Origin of the sequence: Pseudomonas cerasi, assembly GCF_027983475.1 — a bacterium.
GTDB lineage: Bacteria > Pseudomonadota > Gammaproteobacteria > Pseudomonadales > Pseudomonadaceae > Aquipseudomonas > Aquipseudomonas cerasi.
This window is the reverse complement of sequence record NZ_JAQJVM010000003.1, coordinates 260,199-287,053: the sequence shown is the minus strand read 5'-3', so window position 1 is coordinate 287,053 and position 26,855 is coordinate 260,199. Positions and strand designations below refer to the sequence as shown.

The window sequence follows — 26,855 nt, the reverse complement described above, 5'->3', positions numbered from 1 at the left end:
GCCTGACACCGGCATTTTTCAAGGTGCTCTTCGATGAGTGACAAGGGGAACGAGATGCGCAGTGAGTCTTACTGGCTCGATACGGCTCCAGGCTTTACCGGCGCGCAGGACGGCGCAGTGGAGGGGCAGGCTGACGTGGTAGTGGTCGGTGGCGGTTTCACCGGCCTTGCGGCGGCGCGTGCATTGGCCTTGAAAGGTGCCAGCGTGGTGGTTCTGGAAGCAGGCCGGGTGATCGGCGAAGCGTCGGGCCGCAATGGCGGACAGTGCAATACCGGCGTGGCCCAGGACTATGCGTCGCTGAGCGCAACCCTGGGCGCCGATCAGGCACGCGAGTATTACAAGGCTTACGAAAGTGCGGTGCAGAGCGTCGTGACCGTGATCGAGCAGGAAAACATCACCTGCGACATCAAGCGTAACGGCAAGCTCAAGCTGGCGGCCAAGCCAGGGCATTACGAGGGACTGGCGCGCACCTGCGAGCTGATCCGCCGTGAAGTCGATGCTGATGTCGAGCTGCTGTCCGCCCAGGACGTGCGCGCCGAAATCGATTCGAACGAGTTTCACGGCGGCCTGCTGCAGCGCAACGGCATACAGATGCATGTCGGACGTTTCGGTCTGGGTCTCGCCGACGCGGCGGTGCGTCATGGCGCAAGGGTCTATCAGAACGCAACGGTAAAGGACTGGAAGGCCAACCGTGGTGGCTTTGTGGTCAACACCTCGAAGGGCTCGATCCAGGCCGGCCAGCTACTGCTGGCGACCGGTGCCTGCCAGCATGGCGGACTGGGCTGGTATCGGCGGCGCATCGTGCCGGTCGGCAGTTTCGTCATCGTCACTGAAGTGTTGCCGCAAGCGCTGATCGACCAACTGTTCCCCCACCAGCGCGCTTACGTGACCAGCCGTTTGATCGGCAACTATTTCCGCCTCACGCCGGACAACCGCCTGCTGTTCGGCGGGCGGGCGCGCTTCGCCATGTCCAACAGCAGCTCCGACGCCAAGAGCGGCAAGGTGCTGCAGGCGGCCATGGTGCAGATGTTTCCGCAACTGGCACACGTCAAGATCGACTACTGCTGGGGCGGACTGGTGGACATGACCTCGGACCGCCTGCCGCGTGCAGGCGAACACAACGGGGTCTTCTACTCGATGGGTTACAGCGGCCACGGTGTACAGATGTCAGTGCACATGGGGCGGATGATGGCCGAAGTCATGGAAGGCAAGGCACAGGCCAATCCGTGGAAGGACCTGAGCTGGCCAGCCATTCCCGGCCACTTCGGCAAGCCATGGTTTCTGCCGCTGGTAGGCGCGTATTACCGCTACCAGGACAGCCGCCACTGAGTGTTTGTTTAACCGTCGTCGTGTGTGTTTGAAGGACGCTCCGGCCAACCGTGAGCAATTCGGAATTTCCCCTTTTCGACAGGTAGAACTGATATGGCTGATAACAAAACCGACTCCGCGTTGATCACAGGCCAAGACAGCCTGCGGGTTTTCGAAGGTCTCAATCGTGGCCTGTCGCGGCGCGATGCGTTGCGCATGCTGGGTGTTGCAGGTGTGGTTGCGGCGGGCTCCACCAGCCTGTTCGGCGCGGCCGGCAAGGTCTTTGCCGATGACGCGGATGCCCCTGTCAAAGGCAAGCCGGGCGGCCGCATTCGCGTTGCCGGCATGTCCAGTTCTACCGCCGACACGCTGGATCCGGCCAAAGGCGCGCTGTCTACCGACTACGTGCGTCATTTCATGTTCTACAACGGCCTGACCCGTTTCGACAGCCATCTGGTGCCGCACATGGAGCTGGCCGAGAAGATCGAAAGCGACAACGCGACCGTCTGGACCGTGACCCTGCGCCAGGGCGTGACCTTCCACAACGGCAAGGCGCTGACCGCTGGCGACGTGGTGTTCTCCCTGTCGCGCCACAAGGACCCGGCCACTGGCTCGAAAGTCATGCCACTGATGGCACAGTTTTCCGAGATCAAGGCCACCGGCCCGCTGGAAGTGCAGATCACCCTCAGTTCGCCCAACGCCGAGCTGCCGTCGATCCTCGCCGTTTCACACCTGCTGATCGTGCCCGAAGGCACCACCGACTTCAGCAAAGGCATCGGCACCGGGCCATTCACCGTCAAGGAATTCAACCCTGGCGTGCGCTCGGTCAGTGCACGCAACCCCAACTACTGGAAGCCGGGCCTGCCGTACCTGGACGAGATCGAATTCATCGCCATCAGCGACGAGCCATCGCGGGTCAACGCGCTGCTTTCCGGCGACGTACACATGATCAACGAGGTCAATCCGCGCTCCACCACACGCATTGCCGCCAGCGCCAAACACCGCGTGGTCGATGCACCGTCCGGCAACTACACCGACCTGATCATTCGTCAGGATCAGATGCCCGGCAAAAGCCCGGAATTCACCGAGGCCATGAAGTACCTGCTGGACCGTGAACAGGTCAAATCGGCGGTGTTCCGTGGCTACGCGCGCGTGGGTAATGACCATCCGATCTCGCCAGGCTCGCGCTACTTCAACGCCGACCTGCCACAGCGCGCCTACGACCCGGAAAAAGCCAAATTCCTGCTCAAGAAAGCCGGCATGGAAAAGATCACCATGGCCGTCGCGGCATCGCCTGCCGCCACGGGTTCGGTGGACATCGCCGTGCTGCTGCAGCAGTCCGCCAAACAGGCCGGGCTGACCCTCAACGTCAACCGTTTGCCAAGCGACGGCTACTGGTCCAACCACTGGATGAAGCACCCGCTGAGCTTCGGCAACATCAACCCGCGCCCCAACGCAGACGTGATCTTCTCGCAGTTCTTCCAGTCCACCGCGCCGTGGAACGAATCCGGCTGGAAAAACGATCAGTTCGACCAGTTGCTGTTGCTGGCCCGTGGCGAAACCGACGACGCCAAGCGCGCCAAAATGTATGGCGACATGCAGGCTCTGGTGAGCCAGAACTGCGGCATCGGCATCCCCGTGTTCATCAGCAACATCGACGGTGTGGACAAGCGTATCCAGGGCTACTCCAGCAACCCGCTGGGCGGCTTCATGGGCTACATGTTCAGCGAGCAGGTGTGGCTGGACGCATAAATGCAACGCTGAACCGAGCAGGAGGATGCAGATGAATAGCAACACACTCTGGTTGATCGTGCAGCGCTTCGGCGCGGCGATCGTGACGTTGTTGATCGTTTCCATCGTGGTCTTCGCCATCACGGCGGTGTTGCCCGGAGACGCAGCGCAACAGGCCCTTGGGCAATTCGCGACGCCTGAACAGGTCGCGGCATTGCGTACCCAACTGGGCCTCGATCAGCCAGGTGTGGTGCGTTATCTGCATTGGTTGACCAACCTGCTCGGCGGCAACCTCGGCGAATCGGTCTCCAACGCGATGCCGGTTTCAGAGCTGATTGCCGGACGCTTTCCGAAAACCCTGATGCTCTCGGCCACCACCGCGCTGGTATCGGTGCCGGTTGCGCTGGCACTGGGCATCGGCGCCGCAATGGGCCGTGGCGGTCGCCTCGATGGCGCGCTGAATTTCATCACCCTGTCACTGGTCGCGGTGCCCGAGTTTCTGGTGGCGACGCTGGCGGTGCTGATTTTCGCCGTCAACCTGGGCTGGCTGTCCGCGCTGTCCTACGGCGCCGATGTCAGCTCGCCGTGGCAGTTCATGCGCACGTATGCATTGCCGGTGATGACCCTGTGCTGCGTGATCGTGGCGCAGATGGCGCGCATGACCCGCGCTGCGGTCATCGATCAGCTGGACAGCCCGTATGTGGAAATGGCGCGCCTCAAGGGCGTCAGCCCGGTGCGCATCGTCTTGCGCCATGCCTTGCCGAACGCCATCGGGCCGATCGTCAACGCCGTGGCACTGAGCCTGTCGTACCTGCTCGGCGGGGTGGTTATCGTCGAGACCATCTTCAACTATCCCGGCATCGCCAGCCTGATGGTCGATGCCGTGACCAACCGTGACATGGCCCTGGTGCAGGGCTGCACGATGCTGTTCTGCTCCGCTTACCTTGGGTTGGTGCTGATGGCCGACCTGTGTGCAATTCTTTCCAATCCGAGGCTGAGAACCCAATGACTCAATTCATTGCGAAATCGACGCCTGCGGCGCCGCAACCGGTGCTTCGCAAAAAGGCGTCCCGTCCGACCTCATGGCTTGGCCTGCTGGGCGCTACGGTGTGCCTCATCTGGTTGATGGTCGCCCTGTTCGGTCCTTGGCTCGCGCCGCATCCGGTGGGCGAAGTGGTCTCCGACAACATGTTCGAAAACATGAGCGCAGCCTACCCGTTCGGCACTGATTACCTGGGCCGCGACATGCTCAGCCGCGTGCTGGTCGGTGCGCGTTTCACCGTCGGTCTGGCATTGATTTCTGCCGTGCTGGCCAGCGGCATCGGCACCCTGTGTGCGCTGCTGTCGGTGGTCGCGCCAAAATGGCTGGACGAAATCATCAGCCGCCTGATGGACGCGTTCATCTCGATCCCCAGCAAAATGCTGGCACTGATCATGGTCTCGGCGTTCGGCTCGTCCGAAGTGTTGCTCATCTGCACGGCGGTACTGAGCTACACGCCAGGCGCGTTTCGGATCGCCCGCAGCCTGGCGGTGAACATCGAGGCGCTGGAGTACGTGCAAGTGGCGCGCACACGCGGCGAGGGCCGTATCTACATTGCCTGCCGGGAAATCCTGCCGAACATGCTCAACCCGGTCATGACCGACCTGGGCCTGCGCTTCGGCTTCATCGTCTTGCTGCTCAGCGGCATGAGCTTTCTGGGGCTCGGTGTACAACCGCCTGACGCCGACCTTGGCTCGCTGGTACGCGAGAACATCGGCGGCCTCAGCCAGGGCGCTCCGGCCATCGTGATCCCGGCACTGGCCATCGGCACGCTGACCATCGGCGTCAACCTGTTCATCGACCGGCTGGCCTCGCGGCGCGGCCGTCGTTCGGGAGGGCATTGAGATGAGCCAGTTGATTCGTGTGCAAGACCTGCGTGTGGTTGCCGAGGGCGACCATGGCGAGCTGGAGATCGTCAAAGGCGTCAGCTTCTCGCTGGAAAAAGGTGAAGTGCTGGCACTGATCGGCGAGTCGGGCTCCGGCAAGACCACCATCGCGCTGGCCCTGCTCGGTTACGCCCGACGCGGTTGCAAGCTGGCTGGCGGGGTGGTTCAAGTGGGCGAGCACGACATGCTCAGCCTGCCCGAAAGCCAATTGCAGGGCCTGCGTGGCAACCGCGTTTCCTACATTGCACAAAGCGCCGCAGCCGCCTTCAACCCGGCGAAAAAGCTGATCGATCAGGTGATCGAAGGTGCGCTGATTCATGGCCTGGGCAGCCGCGCGGATCTGGAAGCCAAGGCTGTCGAGCTATTCCGCGACCTGGCCCTGCCCAATCCGGAAAGCATCGGCCGGCGTTACCCGCATCAGGTCTCGGGTGGCCAGTTGCAGCGCGTCATGGCGGCCATGGCGCTGATCAGTGATCCGTTGCTGGTGATCCTCGACGAGCCGACCACCGCACTGGACGTCACCACGCAGATCGACGTGCTGCGTGCATTCAAGCGGGTCGTCCGCGACCGGGGTGCCACGGCAGTCTATGTCTCCCACGACCTTGCGGTGGTGGCGCAGATGGCCGATCAGATCGTGGTGCTCAATGGCGGGCGGATCATCGAACAGAGCAGCACCGCCGAGCTGCTCAAAGGCCCGGCGGATGCCTACAGCCGCAGCCTGCTGGCGGCGGCGCGTCCGGATAAAGTACTGAGTCCGGCCAGCGAAGTGGTCAAGGACAGCACGCTGCTGACCATCAAAGGCCTGACGGCGGGGTATGGCAAAAAAGACCTGCAAGGCATGCCGATGATTCGCGTGCTGGAAGACATCGACCTGACCATCCGCCGTGGTCAGGCCATCGGCGTGATCGGCGAGTCGGGCTCGGGCAAATCGACGCTGGCCCGTGTGGTCGCCGGTCTTCTGGACCCGGCGCATGGCAGCCTGACGTTCGACGGTGCCGACTTGTCCGGCACCCTGGCGGGTCGTACCGAAGAACAGTTCCGGCGCATCCAGATGGTGTTTCAGAACGCCGATACCGCGCTCAACCCGATGCACAGCATCAGCGCGATTCTGGCCCGCCCGCTGAAGATGTATTTCGGCCTGAAGGGCAAGGCCCTGCGCGAGCGCATCGATGAGCTGATGGACCTGGTGCGCCTGCCCCGCGAGCTGGCCGAGCGGCGTCCCAACGAACTCTCGGGCGGGCAGAAACAGCGCGTCAACCTGGCCCGCGCCCTGGCGGCCAAGCCGGACCTGATCCTCTGTGATGAAGTGACCTCGGCGCTGGATACCGTGGTCGGTGCATGCATCCTCGAACTGCTCGGCGAACTGCGCCGCAAGCTGGGAGTTTCCTACCTGTTCATCAGCCACGACATCTCCACCGTTCGCGCGCTGTGCGACGACATCGTGGTGATGTACAGCGGCCACAAGGTCGAAGAGGGCAGCCGCGAAGCCTTCAGCCGAGTGCCATTCCACCCTTACACCGATCTGCTGGTGCATTCGGTGCCGGAATTGCGCCAAGGCTGGCTGGAAACCTGCGGTGTGACCAGCGGCAAGCTGCCGCCCATCAGCGCACCGGCCAACAATCCGGAGCTGTGCACCTTCCTCAATCGCTGCCCGGCCCGCATCGAAGGCCTGTGCAACAAGACCGCGCCGGGTCGTCGCCTGATCGCAGGTGGCAGCGAGATCCTTTGCCACCGCGATAGCGACGAGCTGCAGGCCGTGCAAGAAAACCTGAACCCTGAAACCGTCGGAGCTTACGCATGAATGGCCGTTTTGTGAGACTGGGCGAACGCGAACGCCCGGTCGTGAGCCTGATGGTCGATGGCGCGCCCATCGAGGCATTGCAGGGCGATACCCTGATGGTGGCGTTGCTGACCCGCAAGGCCACATTACGCCAATCCGAGTTCGACACCGGGCGCCGTGCAGGTTTCTGCCTGATGGGCGCCTGCCAGGACTGCTGGGTCTGGACCCGCAGCGGCGAGCGGCTGCGCGCCTGCTCCAACGAGGTCCGCGACGGACTCGACATCGTCACCACCCAACCGGAGGCGAAATGGCCACTTCTTCACGGTTAGACGTTCGCAACCCTGGCAGCCCGAGAGTCGTCATCATCGGCGCCGGCCCGGCAGGCACCCGTTGCGCCGAAACCTTGCTGGCTGCAGGCATCAAACCGATTTTGATCGACGAAAACCGGCGTGACGGCGGGCAGATCTATCGCCGTCAGCCAGAGGGCTTCAAGCGCGATTATTCAGCGCTGTATGGCACCGAAGCGGCCAAGGCGCGTGACCTGCATGAAAGCTTCGATCGCCTGCGCACGCAGATCGACTACCGCCCCGACACGCTGGCCTGGAACCTGACCCACGGCGAACTGTGCTGCGCTAGTCAGGGCGTGCACACCGTGGTCGAATACGACGCACTGATCCTGTGTGCCGGGGCCACCGACCGCCTGATGCCGATCAAGGGCTGGCAGCTGGCAGGCACCTACAGCCTCGGCGGCTCGCAGATTGCGCTCAAGTCGCAATCGGTCTCGATTGGCAGTCGCGTGGTGTTCATGGGCAGCGGCCCGCTGCTGTACCTGGTCGCCAGCCAGTACGTCAAAGCCGGTGCCGATGTCGCTGCGGTGCTCGACACCTCACCGTTCGGCAAACGCATCAGCGCGATGCCCAAATTGCTGGCGCGTCCCGGTCTGCTGTTCAACGGCATGAAACTGCTGGGCCGACTGTACAGCGCCGGGGTGCCGGTGCATCTGGGCGTGCAGCCCGAGGAAATCATCGGCAGCGAACAGGACGGCGTGGTCGGTGTGCGCGTGAAGCTGGCCAATGGCACCGCGCTGAACGTCGATTGCGATGCTCTGGCGCTGGGTTACCACCTGCGTCCGGAAACCCAGCTGGCTGATCTGGCCGGCTGCCAGTTACGCTTCGACGAAGCGTCCGGGCAATGGGTGCTGGCAGTCGATGAGGAGGGGCGGACCTCGGTCAAAGGGTTTTACGCGGCGGGCGACGGCGCGAAGATTCGTGGCGCCGATGCCGCCGAACAGGCCGGTCGACTGGTGGCGATGGCACTGCTGGAGGACCTCGGGCGACCTGTGGATAACTCGCGTCAGGAAGAAGTACGCAAGAGCCTGGTGGCAATGGATCGCTTTCGGGTCGGGCTGGCCGAGGCGTTTCCGTGGCCTGCGGCCCAGGCCGCTGCCTTGCCCGATGACGCCATTGTCTGCCGCTGCGAGATGATCAGCGCGGGAGAACTGCGCGGCGTCGTACGTGAAAAGGGCGCCTGCGAAGTCAATCGCGCCAAGGCTTTCAGTCGCGTCGGCATGGGCCGCTGCCAGGGCCGTTACTGCTCGCAGGCCGGGGCCGAGGTGATCGCGGCCGAAGCCGGTGTGCCGGTCGAACAGGTCGGTCGCCAGCGCGGTCAGGCGCCGGTCAAACCGTTGTCGATGCTGATCGACGAGGTGGTGTCATGAGGCAGCCGAGAGTCGATGTGCTGATTGTCGGCGGTGGCTTCATGGGCTCGGCGTCAGCCTTCTTTCTGCGCCAGCGCGGCAAGTCGGTGACGCTGTTGGAGCGCGACGTGATCGGCCAGTACGCCAGCGGCGTGAACTTCGGCAACGTGCGCCGTCAGGGGCGGCATCTTGGCCAGCTGGAACTCGCCAACCGTTCCAGAGCGTTATGGCAGCGGCTGCCGGAGCTGATCGGTGAAGACCTGGAATTCCTGCCCAGCGGCCACATGCGCGTCTGCTATCGCGAGGACGAAATCGCCGAACTGGAAGCCTACGCAGCGGCATCGGAAGCCCGTGAGCTGGACCTGAAAATCTATAGCGGGAAAGCACTGCACGAGCGCTTTCCGTTTCTCGGGCCGGACGTGAAGGGCGGCTCCTACGCGCCACACGATGGCCACGCCAACCCGCGTCTGGCAGCACCGGCTTTCGCCCGCGCGGCGATTCGGGCCGGGGCGCGGATCGAAGAGCGTACCGAAGTGGCCCATGTGGAAAAGGTCGGTCACGAATTCGAAGTCACCACCACTGACGGGCGCATATTCACCGCCGATCAGTTGCTGATCACCGCTGGCGCCTGGGGACAGAAACTCTCCACGCAGTTTGGTGAATCCGTGCCGCTGGACACCCACGGTCCGCAGATGGCCGTGACCGAGCCGGTGCCGTATGCACTGCCGACAGTGATCGGTGTGTTCACCAAAATCCCTCACGAAGTGATCTACTTCCGGCAGATCGCACGCGGCAACATCGTCATCGGTGGTGGTTTTCGCAGCAAGCCGGACATGATCAACCGCCGCGCCTACGTCGAGCCGCGCAGCATCATCAATCAGGTGCAGCAAATGCGTCGCCTGTTGCCCGGCGTCGGCAACCTGAACATCATCCGCGTGTGGAGCGGCATCGAAGGCTACACGCCGGATTCGCTGCCGGTGATGGGTCGCAGCGGCAAGGTCGACGGCCTGTTCTATGCGTTCGGCTTCTGCGGCCACGGCTTCCAGCTCGGTCCGGGCGTGGGCGACGTGATGGCTGAGCTGATCAGCACCGGCGCGACCAGCACCTCGATCAGCCCGTTCGACATTCGCCGGTTTGATGTCAGCCTTGTGGACAACCTCACTGAACAGACGAGTAAAGCCTCATGAGCCCACGCGCACTGGAAATCCTCAAGCGCTTGATCGCCTTCGACACCGTGTCGTCGGAGCCGAACATGGCGCTGATCGAATACGTCCGTGAACTGTTGGCCAGCAAAGGCATCGAGTCGCTGATCGTCAAGGACGAGACCGGCAAGAAAGCCAACCTGTTCGCCAGCACCGGCCCGCGTGATGTACCCGGCGTGCTGCTGTCCGGCCACACCGACGTTGTTCCTGCGGCCGGTCAGGCGTGGACGATGCCGCCATTTCAGGCCACCCTGCGTGACGGGCGCATCTACGGCCGTGGCACCTGCGACATGAAGGGCTTTATCGCCCTGGCTATCGACGCGATGCTCAATGCCGCGGACATGCCCCTGATGCGACCGCTGCAATTGGCGTTGTCCCACGACGAAGAGATCGGCTGTGTCGGTGTGCGGCGTCTGCTCGACGTCCTGCATCTGGCACCGGTACGCCCGTTCCTGTGCGTGGTTGGCGAGCCGACCCTGATGCAGTTCGCTGTCGGTCACAAGGGCAAGGCGTCCTATCGCACCTTCTGTCGAGGCCAGGAAGCGCATTCCTCGCTGGCCCCAAGAGCGGTCAACGCGATTCATCTGGCCAGCGATTTCATCGCCGAGCTGCGCAAGAGCCAGAAGCAGATCGAACAGCAGGGCGCGCGTGACGAGGGCTACGACATTCCCTACAGCACCGTGCACATCGGCCGTATCGATGGCGGCAAGGCGCTGAACATCGTGCCCAACCTGTGCACCATGGAATTCGAGTTCCGCAACCTGCCGGGCGACAACCCCGATCTATTGCTGGAGCAGCTGCGCGAGCGTGCCGAAGTGCTGGTACGTGAAGCGCGACAGCTGTCGGGGGTGGCGGACATCGAGATCGAGGTGATGAACGAATACCCGGCGCTGGAGACCCATCCGAGCGTTGAGGCGGTGCGCATGCTGCATGCGTTTGCCGAACCGGGCACACAGCACATCAAGGTCTCTTATGGCACCGAGGGCGGCCTGTTCGCCGGGCGCCTGAATGTGCCGGTGGTGGTCTGCGGGCCAGGCTCCATCGAGCAGGCACACAAGCCGGACGAGTTTATCGACGAGAGCCAGATGGATGCGGGCGAGCGGTTTCTGCAGAGCCTGCTGGGGTCATTGAAGCAGTAGAGGCTGCCGTCCGCAGGCAAATTTCAGCATCGGACGCTGCCGTTATCCTGCTTTCAGCATCCTGGACTGTGGCGTCTGCCTAGACTGGCAGTCATCCCGGAACAGGACTCGATCATGCTCAAGAATCAGTTGAAAGACCCCAGCCTGCTGGTAGACCGCGCCTACGTCGATGGGCAATGGATCAGCGCTGACGATGGTGCAACCCTGACCATCAGCGACCCGGCCACCGGCGAGACGCTGGCGCAGGTACCGGCCCTGCAGGGCGTCGAAACCCGACGTGCAATCGAAGCGGCCGATCGCGCCTGGCCTGCCTGGCGCGCACGTCCCGCGGCCGAACGCGCGGCGCTGCTGGAGCGCTGGCATCAAGCAATGCTCGACAACGTCGAAGACCTGGCGCTGATCATGACCCTTGAGCAGGGCAAGCCGCTGAACGAGTCGCGCGGCGAGATCCGCTACGGTGCCAGCTTCGTCAAATGGTTCGCCGAAGAGGCGCGCCGCTCGTACGGTGAAACCATTCCTGCGCCCAGCGCAGACCGTCGTTTGATGACCCTCAAGCAGCCGGTGGGTGTCTGCGCCGCGATCACGCCGTGGAATTTCCCCAACGCCATGATCACCCGCAAGTGTGCGCCAGCCTTGGCCGCAGGGTGCCCGATCATCGTCAAGCCATCGGACCTCACGCCCTTGTCAGCCCTCGCGCTGGCGGTACTGGCCGAACGCGTGGGCATTCCTGCCGGGGTGTTCAATGTCATCACTGGCATGCCCACAGGGATTGGCGAAGAACTGACCGGCAACCCGGTGGTGCGCAAGATTTCCTTCACCGGTTCGACGCCGGTCGGCCGTCTGCTGATGCGCCAGAGCGCTGAACACATCAAACGTCTGAGCCTCGAACTGGGCGGCAACGCGCCCTTCATCGTGTTTGACGACGCGGACCTGGAACAGGCGGTGACGGGCATCATGCTCAGCAAATTCCGCAACGCCGGGCAGACCTGCGTGTGCGCCAACCGGATTCTGGTGCAAAACGGCATCTACGACCGTTTCGCTGCACGGCTGGTGGAAGAGGTCGCCAAGCTCAAGGTCGGCAACGGCCTGGAAGAGGGCGTGACCATCGGCCCGCTGATCAACCCGGCAGCGGTCAGCAAAGTCGCCCGGCATATCGACGATGCGCTGAGCCAGGGGGCGAAACTGCTGCACGGCGGCTCTCCCGACGGCACCAGCCAGTTCGTCCAGCCCACGGTACTGGGCGATACCCACGCGGGCATGCTGCTGGCCAACGAAGAAACCTTCGGCCCGGTCGCGCCGCTGATGCGCTTCACAGATGAAGCCGAAGCGCTGGCACTGGCCAACGCCACGCCTTATGGCCTGGGTGCGTATTACTTCACCCAGGACCTGCGTCGCTCATGGCGTTTCGGCGAGGCGCTGGAGTTCGGCATGGTCGGCCTCAACACCGGCATCATCTCCATGGAAGTCGCCCCGTTCGGCGGCATCAAACAATCCGGCCTGGGCCGCGAAGGCTCCAGCTACGGACTGGATGAATACCTGGAAGTGAAGGCGTTTCATGTGGGCGGGTTGTAGCGTTCAGAACGGCGTACCAACGCGGAGCGTCGGCACGATAGTTGAGATTATCGTTCCTCACGCTCCAGCGTGGGGAACGATAATCCAACGCATCAGTAACCCTGGCCGCGATCCACCTGCCCCTGCATCGCTTCACCACGCTCAAAACGGCGAATGTTATCGAGCAGGCCAGGAAAGGCGCTTTCCGGCTGGGTCATGGCCGCCACATGCGGGGTCAGCAGGATCTTCGGGTGGGTCCAGAACGGATGGTCGGCTGCCGCCGGTTCCTGCTGCAGCACATCCAGTACCGCAGCGCTGAGTTGGCCGCTGTCCAGCGCTTCCAGCAAGTCCGCTTCCACCAGATGCCCGCCACGACCCATATTGATCAGCGCGGCACCCTTGGGCAATTGTTCGAAAAGCTGACGATTAAGGATGCCTTCGGTCTGCCCGGTCAGCGGCAGTACACACAGCAAAATGTCGCACTGCCCCAGAAAGGCTTGCAGTTGCCCTTCCCCGGCATAGCACTCGACAGCGTCGATTCGATGCTCGCTGCGCGCCCAGCCCGACAGTTGGAAACCGAACGGTTTGAGGCTCGACAGAATATGCTGCGCCTGCAACCCAAGCCCCATCACGCCCACTCGACGTTGCCTTGCCGGTATCAGCGGGTGGGCTTTCCAGACGCCTTCAACCTGCTGCTGCCGATAACGCAGCATTTCCCGGTGCAGGCTCAGCACGGCAAAGGTTGCGTACTCACACATCCCGTGACTGATGCCGGGGTCCAGCAAACGCACCACCGGCAGCGATTTCGGAATACGGCTCAGTTCCAGCTGGTCCACGCCTGCCGAGAGGGCGAACAGCACTTTCAGGTTGGGCAGCAGCTCCTGCAGATCATCGGGCGCCAGCCAGGCACCCAGATAGTGGATGTCGGCCGGGTCGCCGATGTCCGGCCATACCCTCCATTCAATGTCCGGCGCGTGCTCGGCAAACAGGACGCGCCATCGTTCGGCACGTGCGGGATCGGCTTTGTAGAGCAGGGCGGGCATGGGCATTTCCTGAGCATGAAAGGGGAGCCCCATCATGCCGCAAATGCAAAGCAGGATCTGTCGAAACGCCTGCTTCCTGGCCTCTCCAATGTCCGAAAAGCGCCGCTGCCCGGCAGATTGCATGGCGATTTGCGGGCATGAAGGAATCTGCCGTTTGCAAGGCGAAAAACAGTCGATATGGACATCTGAGGGGGCAAGTTCGGCGTAGATCATTTCGCTGAACGCTTAACCTGAACAGCATCGCAGCCACCCCGCCGGCTGCCTGGCCCACGACAGGTATAACCATGAACAGCAAAGTCGACGAAACCCCTCATCTGCTCCGCCAGCGCGATCAGTTCGTGCCGCGCGGGATTGTCACGGCCCACCCGCTGGTCATCGACCGGGCACAGGGTTCTGAATTGTGGGACGTCGATGGCAAGCGCTATCTGGATTTCGTCGGCGGTATCGGCGTGTTGAACATCGGCCACAACCACCCGAACGTGGTCGCGGCGATTCAGGCGCAACTGACCAAAGTCACCCACGCCTGCTTTCAGGTGGCGTCCTATCAGCCCTATCTGGACCTGGCCAAACGCCTGAGCCATCTCATCGCGGGTCAGAGCGGCATCGATCACAAGGCCGTGCTTTTCACCTCCGGCGCCGAAGCGGTCGAAAACGCGGTGAAAATCGCCCGCGCCCACACCAATCGCCCGGCAATCATCTCGTTCCGCGGCGGTTTTCATGGCCGTACGCTGCTTGGCACCACGCTGACCGGCATGAGCCAGCCGTACAAACAGAATTTCGGCCCGATGGCTCCCGAAGTGTTCCACACGCCGTACCCGAACGAGTATCGCGGCGTGACCAGCGAAGTCGCGCTGGCGGCGTTGCACGAGCTGTTGGCCACTCAGGTCGCACCGGAGCGTGTGGCGGCGATTCTGATCGAGCCGATGCAGGGCGATGGCGGCTTCCTGACTGCGCCGGTGGAGTTCATGAAGGCCTTGCGTGCGCTGACCGAGCAACACGGCATCGTGCTGATTGTCGATGAAATCCAGTCCGGTTTCGGGCGGACCGGCAAATGGTTCGGCTTCGAGCATTCGGGTATCCAGCCTGATCTGGTGACCGTGGCCAAGAGCCTGGCGGGCGGCATGCCGCTGTCGGGCGTGGTCGGGCGTGCCGAGATCATGGACGCACCGCTTCCGGGCGGCCTGGGCGGCACCTACGGCGGTAATGCGCTGTCGTGCGCCGCTGCGCTGGCGGTGATCGACACGTACGAGCAGGAAAACCTGCTGGCACGCGGCGAGCAGTTGGGCGAACGTCTGCGTGCGGGTCTGCTTGCGCTCAAAGAACGTTACGCGTGTATTGGCGACGTGCGCGGCACGGGTTTCATGCTCGCCATGGAGCTGGTCAAGAATGACGCGGCACGCAGTCCGGACGCCGATCTTAACCAGAAGGTCATCGATCAGGCGCGCATCGGCGGCCTGCTGGTGATCAAGTGCGGCGTGTACCGCAACGTCCTGCGTTTCCTGGCCCCACTGGTGACCACCGAGCAGCAGATCGATGAAGCACTGGGCATTCTCGACGCTGCCTTGGCACGAGTATTGAAGTCCAGCTGAGCGCAAGCGTGGTCGCGGCCGTCGCGAGACGCTGCGATCACCCGCGCTGGGGATCATTGTTGAATGGAGACGTTGCCTGCCATGGGGCTTATTGATTACCGCGCACTGCTGATCGATTGTGATGAAGTGCTGGTGGACCGTGATTCAGGTGTCTGGGCGGCGTTGCAGCCGTTGCTGGAAAACGGCCTGAATACACCGGAGAAAGATCAGGTGCTGACCGAGTTCAATGACGTGGTCCGCACCTTGTATCCGCGCTTCGACGAACTGGGTTTCAGCGGGCTGCTGTGCTTTGCGCATCGACAGCTGGCCGAACGCCTGGGGATCAAGGCGAGTTGGGAAGAGGGCATGACCTTCGCCCGCTCGGTGCCGAACTGGACGCTGTTCGAGGATGCGCCCGGCGCGATGCTCTACCTGCGCAAGTTCTATCGATTGCTGGTGTACGCCGACCGCGACCTGCAGGATCGCGGTGTGCTGTGCGAACGACTGGGGCTCGAGCCCGACAGCCTGCTGTCACTGACCACCCACCCGTTGGACGACACGGCGTGGCTTGCCGACATGGATCTGGAGCCGCGTGACACCCTGATAGTGTCACGCCCTCCGGCCTCGGCGCTGAGCACTGGCGGGCTGTGCCTGATCCGCCGCAGCCGTGAGCAACACCGTCAGCCATGCACCGCCGACCTGTGCATCAACAGCATGGCCGATCTGGTCGCTCAGCATCAGCTGTCTTTACGGCGCTGATTTTGCTAGAAGGTAGGCACCGTGAATGGCAATACAAGAGGTAGGTAATGGAAGGCTTGGTCAAACTGGATCGGATTGATATCAATATTTTGGTAGAACTCCAGAAAGACGGGCGCATGACCAACGTCAGCCTGGCCGATGCCGTCGGACTTTCCGCGAGCCCTTGCCTGCAACGCGTCAAACGTCTGGAGTCGGCAGGTTACATTTCCAGCTACAAGGCGCACCTCAATCTGGCCAAGATCACCGAATCGGTCACCGTGTTCACGGAGATCTCCCTCAGCGACCACAAGCGCGAAGACTTCGCCAAATTCGAAGCCAACATCCGTCACGTCGACGAAGTGCTGGAATGCCACCTGATCAGCGGCGGCTACGATTACCTGGTGCGCTTCATGACCCGCAGCATTCAGCATTATCAGGAAGTGATCGAAGAGCTGCTGGACAAGAACATCGGCATCTCCAAGTACTTCAGCTACATCGTCATCAAATCCCCGGTCATGAAAGACGGCGTACCGCTGCGCAAACTGTTGCGCCACTGAAGCTTCAGCCAAGAGGACGCGGAGCGTCCGTAACGGCATACCCACTTCAGAGCATGGGCACGAGGGCCATGTGGATTGTGGGAGTGACCGGGACGGCGATCTGCATTGCTTCGAAGGCGGTGGTTAAAGCGACCTGATATCAAGGCTGACTGGCCTCTTCGCGAGCAAGCTCGCTCCCATAGGATGTGTGTATCGCGCTGAGCCACGATGGTGTTTGCCCGGACACCTCGCGCGCCACCCGCTCTGCGATATCCCTGACACCTATCGTTCCTCACGCTCCAGCGTGGGAATGCCTTGCGTGACGCTCCGAGTCACAGATCTGCGCAGCACCGCATACGCAGCCGTGAATACCGGGCAAAGAATATGTATTTCTGAAATTCTGGCATAGGGCTACTATCCGGACGGCACTTTGGCCGGGCTTTTGCTCGTGCAGATTTGAAAACCGGCAGGAGCCCCTGTCGCCATGGATTTCAAAAGGATGTGTTCGATGCCCGTAGCCCCCCGTTTCCTTGACCATTACCGCAAGGCCGACCGGATCATGCTGGGTCTGATCTGGCTGTTGTTCATCTACGCGCTCGGGTTGGCGTTCTGGTTCGACACCTTCACCCAGGCAGTCATCGGCGGTGGCGGCACCGCGGTGGTGCTGACCGGGCTGTATCGGGCCATCGGCGGCACCCGATTGATGCGTTGCTGTTTCGGTGTGGGCCTGATGGTCATGACCGCGCTGCACATCAATCAGACGCACGGGCAGGTCGAGATACATTTCGGCATCTTCGTCCTGCTGGCAGTGCTGACCTTCTACCGCGACTGGCTGCCGATTCTGGTCGCTGCCGTCACCATCGCTCTCCACCACATCGTTTTCCATGCCTTGCAGCACTCCGGCTTCCCGGTGTACGTCATGCACCACGGCTTCGGCTGGAGCATGGTGCTTGTGCATGCGGTGTATGTAGTCGTTGAAAGCGCGATTCTGGTTTACCTGGCCGTGCAGAATCAGGCCGAGGCGGTCGAGAATCAGGACATGCTGGACCGGATGCTGGCCACCACCAACCAGTTCTCTACCGATAGCCAGTCCAGCGAGCGCTCGGGCAAACATGTCTCGCTGGCACAACGTTTCGAGCAGTTTCTGGCGCAGATCACCAGCCTGGTCGACGGTGTGGTACGTGACACTCGCGGGCTGGGCGAACTGGGTCATGACCTCGCCAAGGCCAGTGGTACGCTGGAAACCGGTGCGCAGCATCAGCTCAGTGAAATCGCCCGCATGACCAGCGCCATGCAGCGCATGGGCGAAGCCATGAACGATATCTCCAGCCACGTCGCGCAAGCCGTGCAGCGGGCCGGTGACGCCAGCGATCAGGTCGCCCACGGGCGCGACAGTGTCGACCGTGCACAGAGCGAAATCACCCAGCTTGCCGCACGCATCACGACCACCGATGAAACCGTACAGGCCCTGGCCAACCAGTCAGAACAGATCGGCAAAGTGCTGGACGTGATCGGCAGCATTGCCGAGCAGACCAACCTGCTGGCCCTCAATGCTGCAATCGAAGCCGCACGCGCCGGTGAGCAGGGCCGAGGCTTTGCGGTGGTGGCGGACGAGGTGCGCAACCTCGCGCAGCGCACAGCGTCGTCGACCAAGGAAATCCAGACCATCATCGAAGACCTGCAAAAAGGCAGTCGTCAGGCCGATACGGCCATGAACGACAGCCTGCAGGGCGTCGGGCGTTGTGTCGAGGACAGCCAGCGCGCTTCGGAATCCTTGCGCGCCGTCGGCGAAGGCATCGGCCATATCACCCAGCTCAACGGCCTGATTGCCACGACGACCGAACAACAGTCCGCCGTCAGCCGGGAAATTGCCGATCAGCTGCGCTCGGTACAGACCATCGCCGAGCACACCGCTGCCAATATCGGTGTGTTGGCGACCAGCAGCCAGAGCCTGTCGCCGCTGGCCATTCGCCTGGAAGCGCTGGGCCAGAGCTTTCACGCGTAGCTTTCGGGCTCAGGCAAACACCAGCCCCGACGAGCGCAGCAGTTCCTGAGTGTAGGCCTGCTGCGGTGCGGCGAAGATCTCGCGGGACGGGCCCTGCTCGACCACCTTGCCGTCCTTGATCACGATCAGATCATGGGCCAGGGCGTGAACCACCGCCAGGTCATGGCTGATGAACAGGTACGTCAGACCGCGACGGATTTGCAGGTCACGCAGCACGGCGACGATTTGCTTTTGCACGGTCCGGTCGAGCGCCGAGGTCGGCTCGTCGAGCAGGATCAGATCCGGTTCAAGCACCAACGCCCGTGCGATGGAAATACGCTGGCGCTGACCGCCGGAAAACTCGTGCGGGTAACGATGCCGGGTGGCCGGGTCCAGGCCGACTTCCTGCAACACGCGGATTACCGTCTGTTCCCGCTCTTTCGGCGTACCGATGTTGTGCGTCACCAGGCCCTCGGCAATGATCTGTTCCACGGTCATGCGCGGGCTGAGGCTGCCGAACGGGTCCTGAAACACCACCTGCAACTGGCGGCGCAACGGGCGCATCAGGTGCTGACTGTGCAGGCTCAGTTCCTTGGTGCCGAAGCGTATGCTGCCCTCTGAATCGACCAGGCGCAAAATCGCCTGACCCAAAGTCGATTTACCTGAACCCGACTCGCCGACAATGCCCAGCGTCTTGCCCTTGAGCAGCTCGAAACTCACCCCGTCCACCGCCTTCACATACTGCGGCTCACGTTTGAACCAGGCCTTGCCCAGCGGGAACCAGACCTTCAGGTCCTGCACCGACAGCAGCGTGTTGCTGTGCGCGGACGGCACCGGTTCGCCATCCGGCTCGGCATTGATCAGCAGGCGGCTGTAAGGGTGCTGCGGACTGTCGAACAGGGTCTGGCAATCGGCCTGCTCGACAATCTCGCCCTCACGCATCACACAGACCCGCTGGGCGATGCGCCGCACCAGATTGAGGTCGTGGCTGATCAGCAGCAGCGACATGTTCAGCCGCTGTTGCAGGGACTTGAGCAATTCCAGAATCTTCACCTGCACGGTCACGTCCAGCGCGGTGGTCGGCTCGTCGGCGATCAGCAGATCCGGCTCGTTGGCCAGCGCCATGGCAATCATGATGCGCTGCCGCTGCCCACCCGACAGTTGATGCGGATACGCCTTGAGACGTGACAGCGGGTCACGAATGCCGACCAGTTCCAGCAGCTCCAGGGTGCGGCTCAGCGCGGCCTTGCCCTTGAGGCCCTTGTGGGTCACGAGGATTTCGCCGATCTGTTTTTCGACCGTGTGCAGCGGGTTCAGCGAACTCATGGGCTCCTGAAAAATCATCGCCACGCGATTGCCGCGCAGGCTGCGCAACTGCTTGTCGCTGGCGCTGACCAGATCCAGCCCGTCGTAACGAATCGAGCCTTGGGTGCTGACGGTTTTCGCCGGCAACAGACGCAGAATCGAATGCGCCGTGACCGACTTGCCCGAGCCGGATTCGCCCACCAGCGCCAGGCACTCGCCACGACGGATGTCGAGGCTGACGCCATGCACCACTTCGCGGCCGTTGAAAGCGACCCGCAGGTCGCGAATTTCAATCAGGTTGTCTTGCATGTCAGCTCCGAGGATCGAACGCGTCGCGGCAGGCTTCGCCGATGAACACCAGCAGAGAAAGGATCAAGGCCAGCACCAGGAACGCGGTCAGCCCCAACCAGGGCGCTTGCAGATTGCGCTTGGCCTCGCCGATCAGCTCGCCCAGCGACGCACTGCCCGCCGGCATGCCGAAGCCGAGAAAATCCAGCGCAGTGAGGGTGGCGATGGCGCCGGTGATGATGAACGGCAGGTAGGTCAGGGTGCTGGTCATCGCGTTAGGAAGGATGTGCCGCCACATCAGCGCAGCGTCGGTCAGGCCCAGTGCGCGGGCGGCTTTGACGTATTCCAGATTGCGCCCGCGCAGGAACTCGGCACGCACCACGTCAACCAGCGACAGCCAGGAGAACAGCGCCATGATCCCCAGCAGCCACCAGAAACTGGGGGACACGAAGCCGGACAGAATGATCAGCAGGTACAGCACCGGCAGCCCCGACCAGATCTCCTGAATGCGCTGGCCGATCAGGTCGGTCATGCCGCCGTAGTACCCCTGAATCGCCCCGGCACACACGCCGATCACCGTGCTGATCGCGGTCAGCAGCAGCGCGAACAGAATGGAAATCCGCGCGCCGAACAGCACCCGCGCCAGCACATCACGGGCCTGTTCGTCCGTGCCCAGCCAGTTGATGTGGTCCGGCGGGCTGGGCGATGGCGCGTCCAGGTCGTAGTTGATGGTGTCGTAGCTGAACGGGATCGGCGCGAACAGCATCCAGCCGTTTTTTGCCGCGATCAGCTTGCGCACATAATCGCTGGCATAGTCCGGCTCGAAAGGCAGCTCGCCGCCGAAATCGGTTTCCATGTAGGTGTGCAACACCGGGTAATACATCTGCCCGTCGTAGCTGACCAGCAGCGGCTTGTCGTTGGCGATCAGTTCGCCGCACAGGCACACCAGCATCAGGCCGATGAAGATCCACAGCGACCACCAACCGCGACGGTTGGCCTTGAACAGGTCGAAGCGACGCCGGGTCTGGGGAGAGAACTCGAACATCAGGCGCTCCTCGCGGAAAAGTCGATGCGTGGGTCGACCAGCGTGTAACACAGGTCACCGATCAGTTTGATCAGCAGGCCGAACAGCGTGAACAGAAACAGCGTGCCGAATACGATGGGGTAGTCGCGCGAGACGGCAGCTTCGTAACTCATGCGCCCCAGGCCATCGAGGCCGAAGATGGTTTCGATCAGCAGCGAGCCGGCGAAAAACACTTCGATCAAGGCCTGCGGAATACCCGCGATGACCAACAGCATGGCGTTGCGAAAAACATGGCCGTACAGCACGCGATGCTCGGTCAGGCCCTTGGCGCGTGCCGTGACCACGTACTGACGGCTGATTTCGTTGAGGAAGCTGTTCTTGGTGAGGATGGTCAGCGTGGCGAAGCCGCCGATCACCAGCGAGCTGACCGGCAACACCAGGTGCCACAGATAGTCCTTCACCTTGCCCCAGGTGCTCAGGCTGTCGAAGTTGTCCGAGAACAGCCCCTGCGCCGGAAACCAGCTCAGGTAACTGCCTCCGGCGAACACCACGATCAACAGAATGGCGAACAGAAACGCGGGCGTGGCGTAGCCGATGATCACCAGCGTGCTGCTCCAGACATCAAACGCGCTGCCATGCCGCACCGCTTTGCGAATGCCCAGCGGGATGGAAATCAGGTAGGTGATCAGCGTCGCCCAAAGCCCGAGTGACAGCGACACCGGAAGCTTCTGGGCAATCAGTTCGGTGACCGGCGCGCCGCGGAAGAAGCTGGTCCCGAAGTCCAGCTGTGCGTAATTCTTGAGCATCAGCCAGAGTCGCTCGTGCATCGGTTTGTCGAAACCGTAATGTTCCTTGATCTGCTCGATCAGCGCCGGGTCCAGCCCACGGGTGCTGCGGCTAGCGGTGCCGCTTGCGGCTACTTCGCCACCACCGCCACCAACACCATTGGGGCTGAAGCCCTGAATGCGCGCGATGGCCTGCTCGACCGGTCCGCCGGGGGCGGCCTGCACGATCAGGAAGTTGACGATCAAAATGGCCAGCAGCGTGGGAATGATCAGCAGCAGGCGTCGAATCACATAAGCCAGCATCTCAATACTCCTTGGCAGCGGCGGGCTTGCCGGTCAGTGCGGCGGCCTGAGCGTTGGTCAGCGGGGTCGGGCTGATCTGCCACCAGGTTTCCAGACCAACGTCATAGGTCGGTGCCACATCCGGCATGCCGAAACGGTTGGCGAACACCAGTGGCGTGCCCTTGGAGTAGTAGTTGGGAATCATGTAGTAGCCCCATTGCAGGACCCGGTCCAGCGCCCGCGCGTAGAGCACCATATCGTTGCGCGTATTGGCGCTCACCAGCCCATCGATCAGCGTATCCACCGCAGGATTGCGCAGCACCATGGCGTTGGAGCTGCCCACTTCGGTGGCGCTTTGCGAGCCGTACAGGTTGTACAGCTCACGGCCAGGGGAAATGATCGGATTACCGTTTTTCGGCAGGCTGACCACGATCATGTCGTAGTCCCGCGCATTGAGCCGGTTGATGTACTGCGCCGAATCGATGCGCAGGAAATCTAGGGTGATGCCGATCTGCGCCAAGGTGCGTTTGAAGGGCAGAATCAGGCGATCGAAACCGCCCTGACCATCGAGAAAGCTGAACACCATCGGCTCGCCAGCGGCGTTCACCAGCTTGTTGTCCTTCGGGTGCCAGCCCGCTTCAGCGAGTAGCTTGAGGGCCTGCAACTGCTTGTCACGGATGTAACCGCTGCCGTCGGTTTTCGGCGGCTGATACACCGTGGTGAACACCTCGTCCGGCACCTGGTCGCGCAAGGGTTCGAGAATCTTCAGCTCGGCCGGGGTCGGCAGCTCGGTGGCGGCCATGTCGCTTTTCGGGAAATAGCTTTGTTCGCGCACGTAGAAATTGCGCATGACTCGACGATTGATCCAGTCGAAATCCCACAGCAACGACAGCGCCTCGCGCACGCGGCGGTCCTTGAACATGGGTTTGTCCAGATTGAACACAAAGCCCTGCGCGGCGACCGGACGTTGCGGTGCGAGGATGCGCTTTTGCAGGCGCCCGTCGTCAATCGCCGGGCCGCTGTAGCCGACCACGAAGCCTGAAGAGGAGAACTCGCGGTTGTAGTCGAACATCCCGGCCTGCAGCAGTTGGCGGGCGATTTCGATGTCGCCGTAGTAGTTCACGGTGAGCGTGTCGAAGTTGTACAGGCCACGGCTGACCGACAGGTCCTTGCCCCACCAGTCCTTGACCCGTTCGAAGGTGACGCTGCGCCCGGCGTCAACCTTGGCGACCCGGTACGGCCCGTTGCCCAAAGGCGGCTCGAAACCGCCGCCGTTGGCGAAGTCGCGGGTCTTCCACCAGTGTTCGGGGAGGATGTGCAGGCTGGCGATGTCCAGCGCCAGCATGCGGTTGAGGTTGTTCTTGAAGTCGAAGCGAATCTGCAGCGGCCCTTCGATGGTCACCTCTTTGACGTCGGCGAACATGGGTCGATAACTGAAGCTGGCCTTGGTGGTTATCAGCTCGAAGGTGTAGCGCACGTCTTCGGCGGTGACGGGCTTGCCGTCCTCGAAGCGCGCCTTGGGGTTGAGGAAAAAACGAATCCACAGACCGTCCGGGTCCATCTCCATCTTTTCCGCGATCAGGCCATACACCGTGTACGGCTCATCCAGCGAGCGATAGGCCAGTGGCGAGTACACCCAGCTGTCGACCTCGCGCACATTGATGCCCTGATCGACGTAGGGATTGAGGTAATTGAACTGGCCGATTTCTTCCGCCGACCGGGTCAGCGAACCACCCTTGGGAGCGTTCGGGTTGACGTAATCGAAGTGCTGGAAGCCGGCCGGGTATTTCGGTGCCTCGCCATAGACGGTCAAGGCGTGGGTCGGCGTCGCCAGCACAGTCTGCCAGCCACTGCACAGTGCAACACCCAGAAGCAGGCGCCGCAGAAAACGGTTAAGACGCGACATGGTGGGGCTTTCCTCGTACGCACTGAATGACGGAACACTGCGAAAAAGCCCCCGGCCGGGGAAGGCGGATGAAACCTGGGCCGGAGGGGGCGAGCTCGCAATCTGACGTGGCCCACGGAGCGTTATGGGCCACGTCGTCACACTCAGAAGTGGTAAGTCGCGCGGGCGAACAGGGTGCGCCCCAGCGGGTCGGCGTAACGAGGGTCGTAGCCGGACTGGAAGTTGTAGGCCTGGTTGGAGAACGGCGGGTTGCGGTCGAACATGTTGCGCACACCGGCGTCGATATCCAGCACTTTGTCGAAGGTATGACCCACCGACATGTCCCACAACGCATACGACGCGACCCGCGCATTGGTGGTGCGGTCGTAGTCGTTGTAGCCGCTGGTGAAGCGGTTGGTGATGGAGGCGCGGGTATCGCCCAGTGCCCAGGTACCGGTCAGCACGTGTTTCCAACGCGAAATCACGCCGTCGCCCTGGAAGTCGCCGACCTTGTCGGTGTACGGGCCGTCGATGATGTTCTGGAAGTCATAACGCGTCACATAGGTGCCGGTCATGCCCAGACCGAACTGACCATAAGGCGTGTTCGGGAAGCGATAGTCGAGGGTTACGTCGACACCGCTGGTCTTGACGATGCCCAGGTTGGCGTTGCCGGTGACGATATTGGCGATCGAACCGTCGGCAGCGCGCACGTAGCGGTCGGCGTAGGTGTTGGGGTCATCGAACACGGTCGACTCGGGGAACGCCTGAATCTGGTTGGAGATGTGAATCCACCAGAAATCCAGGCCCATCGACAGGTTGTTGACCGGCTGATAGACGAAGCCCAGCGTCATGTTGCGGGCTTTTTCCGGGGCCAGCTCGGTGTTGCCTCCACCATTGTTGAGGAACTGCTGCTGGCAATCACGACCGGCGTTACCACCCGGCTGGACGACGCCACCGGCACACAGAACCGGGTCGTTGTAATAGCCCTGGGTGAAAGTCGTACTGCGCGGGGCATACAGCTCGTAAAGCGACGGCGCGCGGAAACCTTCGCTGTAGGCACCACGGACAACCAGTTGCTTGAACGGCTGGTAGCGGAACGAGTATTTCGGGTTGGTGGTGCTGCCGAAGTCGCTGTATTTGTCGTGACGGACGGCGGCGGTCAGTTCAAGGCTGTCCAGCACGGGCACGTTCAGTTCGGCGTATTCCGCCTTGACGCTCCTGTCGCCTTCGACGCTACCGGCGGCATCTGCGCCCAGGCTGCTGATGTCGTTGACGTAGGCTTCGTACTGCTGATGCATTTTCTCTTTGCGGTATTCGCCGCCCAACGCCAGACCCGCAGGGCCTGCACCGAACCAGTCACCGATTTCCCGGCTGATGCGCGCATCGAGCCCGGCCACCCGGCCCACAGCACTGGAGTACTGGCCGTGATATTCGTTGGCATCGATCAGTGCCTGACCGGCAGCGGTTTGCGGGCCGAACGGGTTAAGGGTGCCATTGGCCAGGCCGTTGAGCATTGCAGCGTCACTGACATAACCGTTGGTGAGCGATGACAGGACTTTGTTCTGGTTGTAAGAAGCACCTACGTTGTAGTCCCAGCCGCCCACCAGGCCGTCGAAGTTCAGCAGGAAACGCTGGCTGGTGTTCTGGTCGCTGGACCCGCGTGGCCCGGCTGCGGTTTCTCGCCAGGCTGTGCTGATCGGTTGGGTCGGGTCGAGAGTAAAGTCGGTCGGTGCCGGAGTGATGCCGTTGCCGGGATAAAAAGGCGACGATGAGTCCAGAGACAGGCCGGTAAGGGGCGCAGGCCCGATATCGGTATGGTTGTTGTTACGAGCCCAGAAGTATTCGAGGCTGACGTTATGATCGTCTGCCAGCTTGCCGGTGGCCTTGCCAAAAAACGAGGTCTTTTCGGTTTGCGGGATCAGGTCGATGTATTCACGGGTGCTGAACCGGCAGATGCCGTTGCTGGCGATCAGGTTAGGGCCGCCGCAGTTTCTGCCCAGCGGGTTCGCAGAGTTGTCACCCTGGAAGTAATTGCCGGGATAGGCCGTACCGGAGGTCTGATTGAGCCCGCGTCCTGGCACGTAATCTCTGGCAAACGAGCGGTCGTTGGCGTCCAGGTTTTGCTGCTTGTTGTAGTTGAATACACCCATGACGTTGAAGCGGTCTTGCTCCAGATCGCCAAAGCCCCAACTGGCGCTCATGTCCTTGGTGGCACCGCCGCCGCTGGCGGTCGGGGTTTCTCCACCCAGGGTCAGGCTGCCGTCGGTCAGGGATTTTTTGGTGATGAAGTTGATCACACCGCCAATGGCGTCAGTGCCGTACAACGCCGAGGCACCGTCACGCAACACTTCCACACGGTCGATGGCGGCAAAAGGGATCATGTTCAGGTCGATGGCGCTGCCGTTGGGCGTGCCCACACCCGACAGTGCGTTATTGGCCAGACGGCGGCCGTTGAGCAGCACCAGCGTCTTGTTGGCGCCGATGCCGCGCATATCGGCAAACGAGGCACCACCTGTTCCGGCGCCGACCGAGCCTGCGCTGTTGTTGATCGACTGGCTGCCGGTAATGCGCTGGACCATTTCCTGGGTGGTGGTCACGCCCTGTTTCTTCAGGTCGTCGGCGCGCAGGATGGTTATCGGCACGGCGGTTTCGGCATCGACCCGGCGGATTGCCGAACCGGTGACTTCTACACGTTGCAGTTGAGTTGTGGCAGGCACAACCGCTGCACTGGTGGACACGGCCGAGCCGCTGGTATCCGCATCGACGGCGTCTGCCGCCTGGGCACCGCTCATGCCCATGGCCAATGCACAGAGCAGGGCACGTGGATGACGCCGGACCGCGAGGGCCAGTGGTTTGAGGGTGCAACCGGGAAGATTCATCAGCATGGTTAGTTCCGACTTGATCCAGACATTATTGAAATGGCCTTGTGAGCCCTCTGTTCCCGACGCGGTTGTGCCGAGCGGGAGTTCCACTTCTTCTTTTTCCAGCAAGCCGCTCCCCTCCAAGGGCTTTTCAGCCCACGGACAACCGCATTCACGGGGGTCGGGTCAGACGGCTTCGCGAGGCGAAGCCACCCGGTCAGTC

At 62.3% G+C, this 26,855-nt stretch carries 20 protein-coding genes; 14 read left to right on the top strand and 6 right to left on the bottom strand.

Annotated elements, in window-relative coordinates:
* Window positions 1-54 precede the first annotated feature (54 nt).
* The 10 genes from PI739_RS17490 (at window position 55) to PI739_RS17445 (ending at window position 12,354) form a co-directional block, all read left to right on the top strand.
* Entirely contained in the window at window positions 55-1,329 is a 1,275-nt protein-coding gene (locus PI739_RS17490; protein WP_054082354.1) for an NAD(P)/FAD-dependent oxidoreductase, read from the top strand.
* Between the two features lie 93 nt (window positions 1,330-1,422).
* The gene (locus PI739_RS17485; protein ID WP_151342316.1) at window positions 1,423-3,060 is read left to right on the top strand and encodes an ABC transporter substrate-binding protein; all 1,638 of its coding nucleotides are present in this window, start codon (window positions 1,423-1,425) and stop codon (window positions 3,058-3,060) included.
* Window positions 3,061-3,091: 31 nt separating this feature from the next.
* A complete protein-coding gene (locus PI739_RS17480) occupies window positions 3,092-4,048 on the top strand; it encodes an ABC transporter permease (RefSeq protein WP_003367584.1) in 957 nt (318 codons plus the stop codon).
* Window positions 4,045-4,923 carry an ABC transporter permease gene (locus PI739_RS17475; protein ID WP_187599087.1) on the top strand — a complete coding sequence of 293 codons (879 nt, stop codon included), beginning with the start codon at window positions 4,045-4,047 and terminating at the stop codon, window positions 4,921-4,923. The genes PI739_RS17480 and PI739_RS17475 overlap by 4 nt, the downstream gene beginning before the upstream one ends.
* A gap of 1 nt (window position 4,924) precedes the next feature.
* A complete protein-coding gene (locus tag PI739_RS17470; RefSeq protein WP_003367587.1) occupies window positions 4,925-6,766 on the top strand; it encodes an ABC transporter ATP-binding protein in 1,842 nt (613 codons plus the stop codon).
* Window positions 6,763-7,074, top strand: coding sequence for a (2Fe-2S)-binding protein (locus PI739_RS17465; protein ID WP_003367589.1), 312 nt, complete (start codon window positions 6,763-6,765; stop codon window positions 7,072-7,074). Before PI739_RS17470 ends, PI739_RS17465 begins: the two co-directional genes overlap by 4 nt.
* Window positions 7,053-8,462 carry an FAD/NAD(P)-dependent oxidoreductase gene (locus PI739_RS17460; protein WP_271352067.1) on the top strand — a complete coding sequence of 470 codons (1,410 nt, stop codon included), beginning with the start codon at window positions 7,053-7,055 and terminating at the stop codon, window positions 8,460-8,462. The genes PI739_RS17465 and PI739_RS17460 overlap by 22 nt, the downstream gene beginning before the upstream one ends.
* Window positions 8,459-9,628, top strand: a complete 1,170-nt coding sequence (locus tag PI739_RS17455) for an NAD(P)/FAD-dependent oxidoreductase (RefSeq protein WP_046718776.1) — start codon at window positions 8,459-8,461, stop codon at window positions 9,626-9,628. Before PI739_RS17460 ends, PI739_RS17455 begins: the two co-directional genes overlap by 4 nt.
* Window positions 9,625-10,782: an acetylornithine deacetylase gene (argE, locus tag PI739_RS17450; RefSeq protein WP_054082331.1), complete on the top strand. Its 1,158-nt coding sequence runs from the start codon at window positions 9,625-9,627 to the stop codon at window positions 10,780-10,782. The genes PI739_RS17455 and argE overlap by 4 nt, the downstream gene beginning before the upstream one ends.
* 114 nt (window positions 10,783-10,896) lie before the next feature.
* The gene (locus PI739_RS17445) at window positions 10,897-12,354 is read left to right on the top strand and encodes an NAD-dependent succinate-semialdehyde dehydrogenase (protein ID WP_271352066.1); all 1,458 of its coding nucleotides are present in this window, start codon (window positions 10,897-10,899) and stop codon (window positions 12,352-12,354) included.
* A gap of 92 nt (window positions 12,355-12,446) precedes the next feature.
* On the opposite strand, the gene PI739_RS17440 is transcribed toward PI739_RS17445, so the two are convergent.
* Window positions 12,447-13,376, bottom strand: a complete 930-nt coding sequence (locus PI739_RS17440; protein WP_240880464.1) for a 2-hydroxyacid dehydrogenase — start codon at window positions 13,374-13,376, stop codon at window positions 12,447-12,449.
* A gap of 284 nt (window positions 13,377-13,660) precedes the next feature.
* On the opposite strand from PI739_RS17440, the gene gabT reads away from it, so the two are divergent.
* The 4 genes from gabT to PI739_RS17420 all read left to right on the top strand — a co-directional run bounded on the left by gabT (window position 13,661) and on the right by PI739_RS17420 (window position 18,223).
* Entirely contained in the window at window positions 13,661-14,965 is a 1,305-nt protein-coding gene (gabT, locus tag PI739_RS17435) for a 4-aminobutyrate--2-oxoglutarate transaminase (protein WP_054082330.1), read from the top strand.
* Window positions 14,966-15,046: 81 nt separating this feature from the next.
* Window positions 15,047-15,703, top strand: a complete 657-nt coding sequence (locus PI739_RS17430) for an HAD family hydrolase (protein WP_032631801.1) — start codon at window positions 15,047-15,049, stop codon at window positions 15,701-15,703.
* Between the two features lie 47 nt (window positions 15,704-15,750).
* Complete coding sequence (locus tag PI739_RS17425) at window positions 15,751-16,239, top strand: Lrp/AsnC family transcriptional regulator (RefSeq protein WP_002555947.1); 489 nt, start codon at window positions 15,751-15,753, stop codon at window positions 16,237-16,239.
* 487 nt (window positions 16,240-16,726) lie between these two features.
* A complete protein-coding gene (locus PI739_RS17420) occupies window positions 16,727-18,223 on the top strand; it encodes a methyl-accepting chemotaxis protein (RefSeq protein WP_271352065.1) in 1,497 nt (498 codons plus the stop codon).
* Window positions 18,224-18,232: 9 nt separating this feature from the next.
* Here the strand turns inward: PI739_RS17420 and PI739_RS17415 are convergent, their stop codons facing one another.
* The 5 genes from PI739_RS17415 to PI739_RS17395 all read right to left on the bottom strand — a co-directional run bounded on the left by PI739_RS17415 (window position 18,233) and on the right by PI739_RS17395 (window position 26,761).
* A complete protein-coding gene (locus tag PI739_RS17415) occupies window positions 18,233-19,816 on the bottom strand; it encodes an ABC transporter ATP-binding protein (protein WP_271352064.1) in 1,584 nt (527 codons plus the stop codon).
* A 1-nt stretch (window position 19,817) separates the two neighbouring features.
* Window positions 19,818-20,840 carry an ABC transporter permease gene (locus PI739_RS17410; protein WP_003367614.1) on the bottom strand — a complete coding sequence of 341 codons (1,023 nt, stop codon included), beginning with the start codon at window positions 20,838-20,840 and terminating at the stop codon, window positions 19,818-19,820.
* Window positions 20,840-21,907: a microcin C ABC transporter permease YejB gene (locus tag PI739_RS17405; protein ID WP_003367615.1), complete on the bottom strand. Its 1,068-nt coding sequence runs from the start codon at window positions 21,905-21,907 to the stop codon at window positions 20,840-20,842. The genes PI739_RS17410 and PI739_RS17405 overlap by 1 nt, the downstream gene beginning before the upstream one ends.
* A gap of 1 nt (window position 21,908) precedes the next feature.
* Complete coding sequence (locus PI739_RS17400) at window positions 21,909-23,792, bottom strand: extracellular solute-binding protein (RefSeq protein WP_271352063.1); 1,884 nt, start codon at window positions 23,790-23,792, stop codon at window positions 21,909-21,911.
* A gap of 143 nt (window positions 23,793-23,935) precedes the next feature.
* Complete coding sequence (locus tag PI739_RS17395; protein WP_024661789.1) at window positions 23,936-26,761, bottom strand: TonB-dependent receptor; 2,826 nt, start codon at window positions 26,759-26,761, stop codon at window positions 23,936-23,938.
* Between the last annotated feature and the right edge of the window lie 94 nt (window positions 26,762-26,855).

What these genes read in the sequence shown, in the direction of transcription:
- PI739_RS17405 (WP_003367615.1), bottom strand. Translation starts at nt 21,907, where the DNA reads ATGCTGGCTTATGTGATTCGACGCCTGCTGCTGATCATTCCCACGCTG.
- gabT (WP_054082330.1), top strand. Translation starts at nt 13,661, where the DNA reads ATGAACAGCAAAGTCGACGAAACCCCTCATCTGCTCCGCCAGCGCGAT.
- PI739_RS17430 (WP_032631801.1), top strand. Translation starts at nt 15,047, where the DNA reads ATGGGGCTTATTGATTACCGCGCACTGCTGATCGATTGTGATGAAGTG.
- PI739_RS17480 (WP_003367584.1), top strand. Translation starts at nt 3,092, where the DNA reads ATGAATAGCAACACACTCTGGTTGATCGTGCAGCGCTTCGGCGCGGCG.
- PI739_RS17420 (WP_271352065.1), top strand. Translation starts at nt 16,727, where the DNA reads ATGCCCGTAGCCCCCCGTTTCCTTGACCATTACCGCAAGGCCGACCGG.
- PI739_RS17465 (WP_003367589.1), top strand. Translation starts at nt 6,763, where the DNA reads ATGAATGGCCGTTTTGTGAGACTGGGCGAACGCGAACGCCCGGTCGTG.
- PI739_RS17455 (WP_046718776.1), top strand. Translation starts at nt 8,459, where the DNA reads ATGAGGCAGCCGAGAGTCGATGTGCTGATTGTCGGCGGTGGCTTCATG.
- PI739_RS17460 (WP_271352067.1), top strand. Translation starts at nt 7,053, where the DNA reads ATGGCCACTTCTTCACGGTTAGACGTTCGCAACCCTGGCAGCCCGAGA.
- PI739_RS17410 (WP_003367614.1), bottom strand. Translation starts at nt 20,840, where the DNA reads ATGTTCGAGTTCTCTCCCCAGACCCGGCGTCGCTTCGACCTGTTCAAG.
- PI739_RS17415 (WP_271352064.1), bottom strand. Translation starts at nt 19,816, where the DNA reads ATGCAAGACAACCTGATTGAAATTCGCGACCTGCGGGTCGCTTTCAAC.
- PI739_RS17475 (WP_187599087.1), top strand. Translation starts at nt 4,045, where the DNA reads ATGACTCAATTCATTGCGAAATCGACGCCTGCGGCGCCGCAACCGGTG.
- argE (WP_054082331.1), top strand. Translation starts at nt 9,625, where the DNA reads ATGAGCCCACGCGCACTGGAAATCCTCAAGCGCTTGATCGCCTTCGAC.
- PI739_RS17400 (WP_271352063.1), bottom strand. Translation starts at nt 23,792, where the DNA reads ATGTCGCGTCTTAACCGTTTTCTGCGGCGCCTGCTTCTGGGTGTTGCA.
- PI739_RS17490 (WP_054082354.1), top strand. Translation starts at nt 55, where the DNA reads ATGCGCAGTGAGTCTTACTGGCTCGATACGGCTCCAGGCTTTACCGGC.
- PI739_RS17485 (WP_151342316.1), top strand. Translation starts at nt 1,423, where the DNA reads ATGGCTGATAACAAAACCGACTCCGCGTTGATCACAGGCCAAGACAGC.
- PI739_RS17445 (WP_271352066.1), top strand. Translation starts at nt 10,897, where the DNA reads ATGCTCAAGAATCAGTTGAAAGACCCCAGCCTGCTGGTAGACCGCGCC.
- PI739_RS17470 (WP_003367587.1), top strand. Translation starts at nt 4,925, where the DNA reads ATGAGCCAGTTGATTCGTGTGCAAGACCTGCGTGTGGTTGCCGAGGGC.
- PI739_RS17440 (WP_240880464.1), bottom strand. Translation starts at nt 13,376, where the DNA reads ATGCCCGCCCTGCTCTACAAAGCCGATCCCGCACGTGCCGAACGATGG.
- PI739_RS17425 (WP_002555947.1), top strand. Translation starts at nt 15,751, where the DNA reads ATGGAAGGCTTGGTCAAACTGGATCGGATTGATATCAATATTTTGGTA.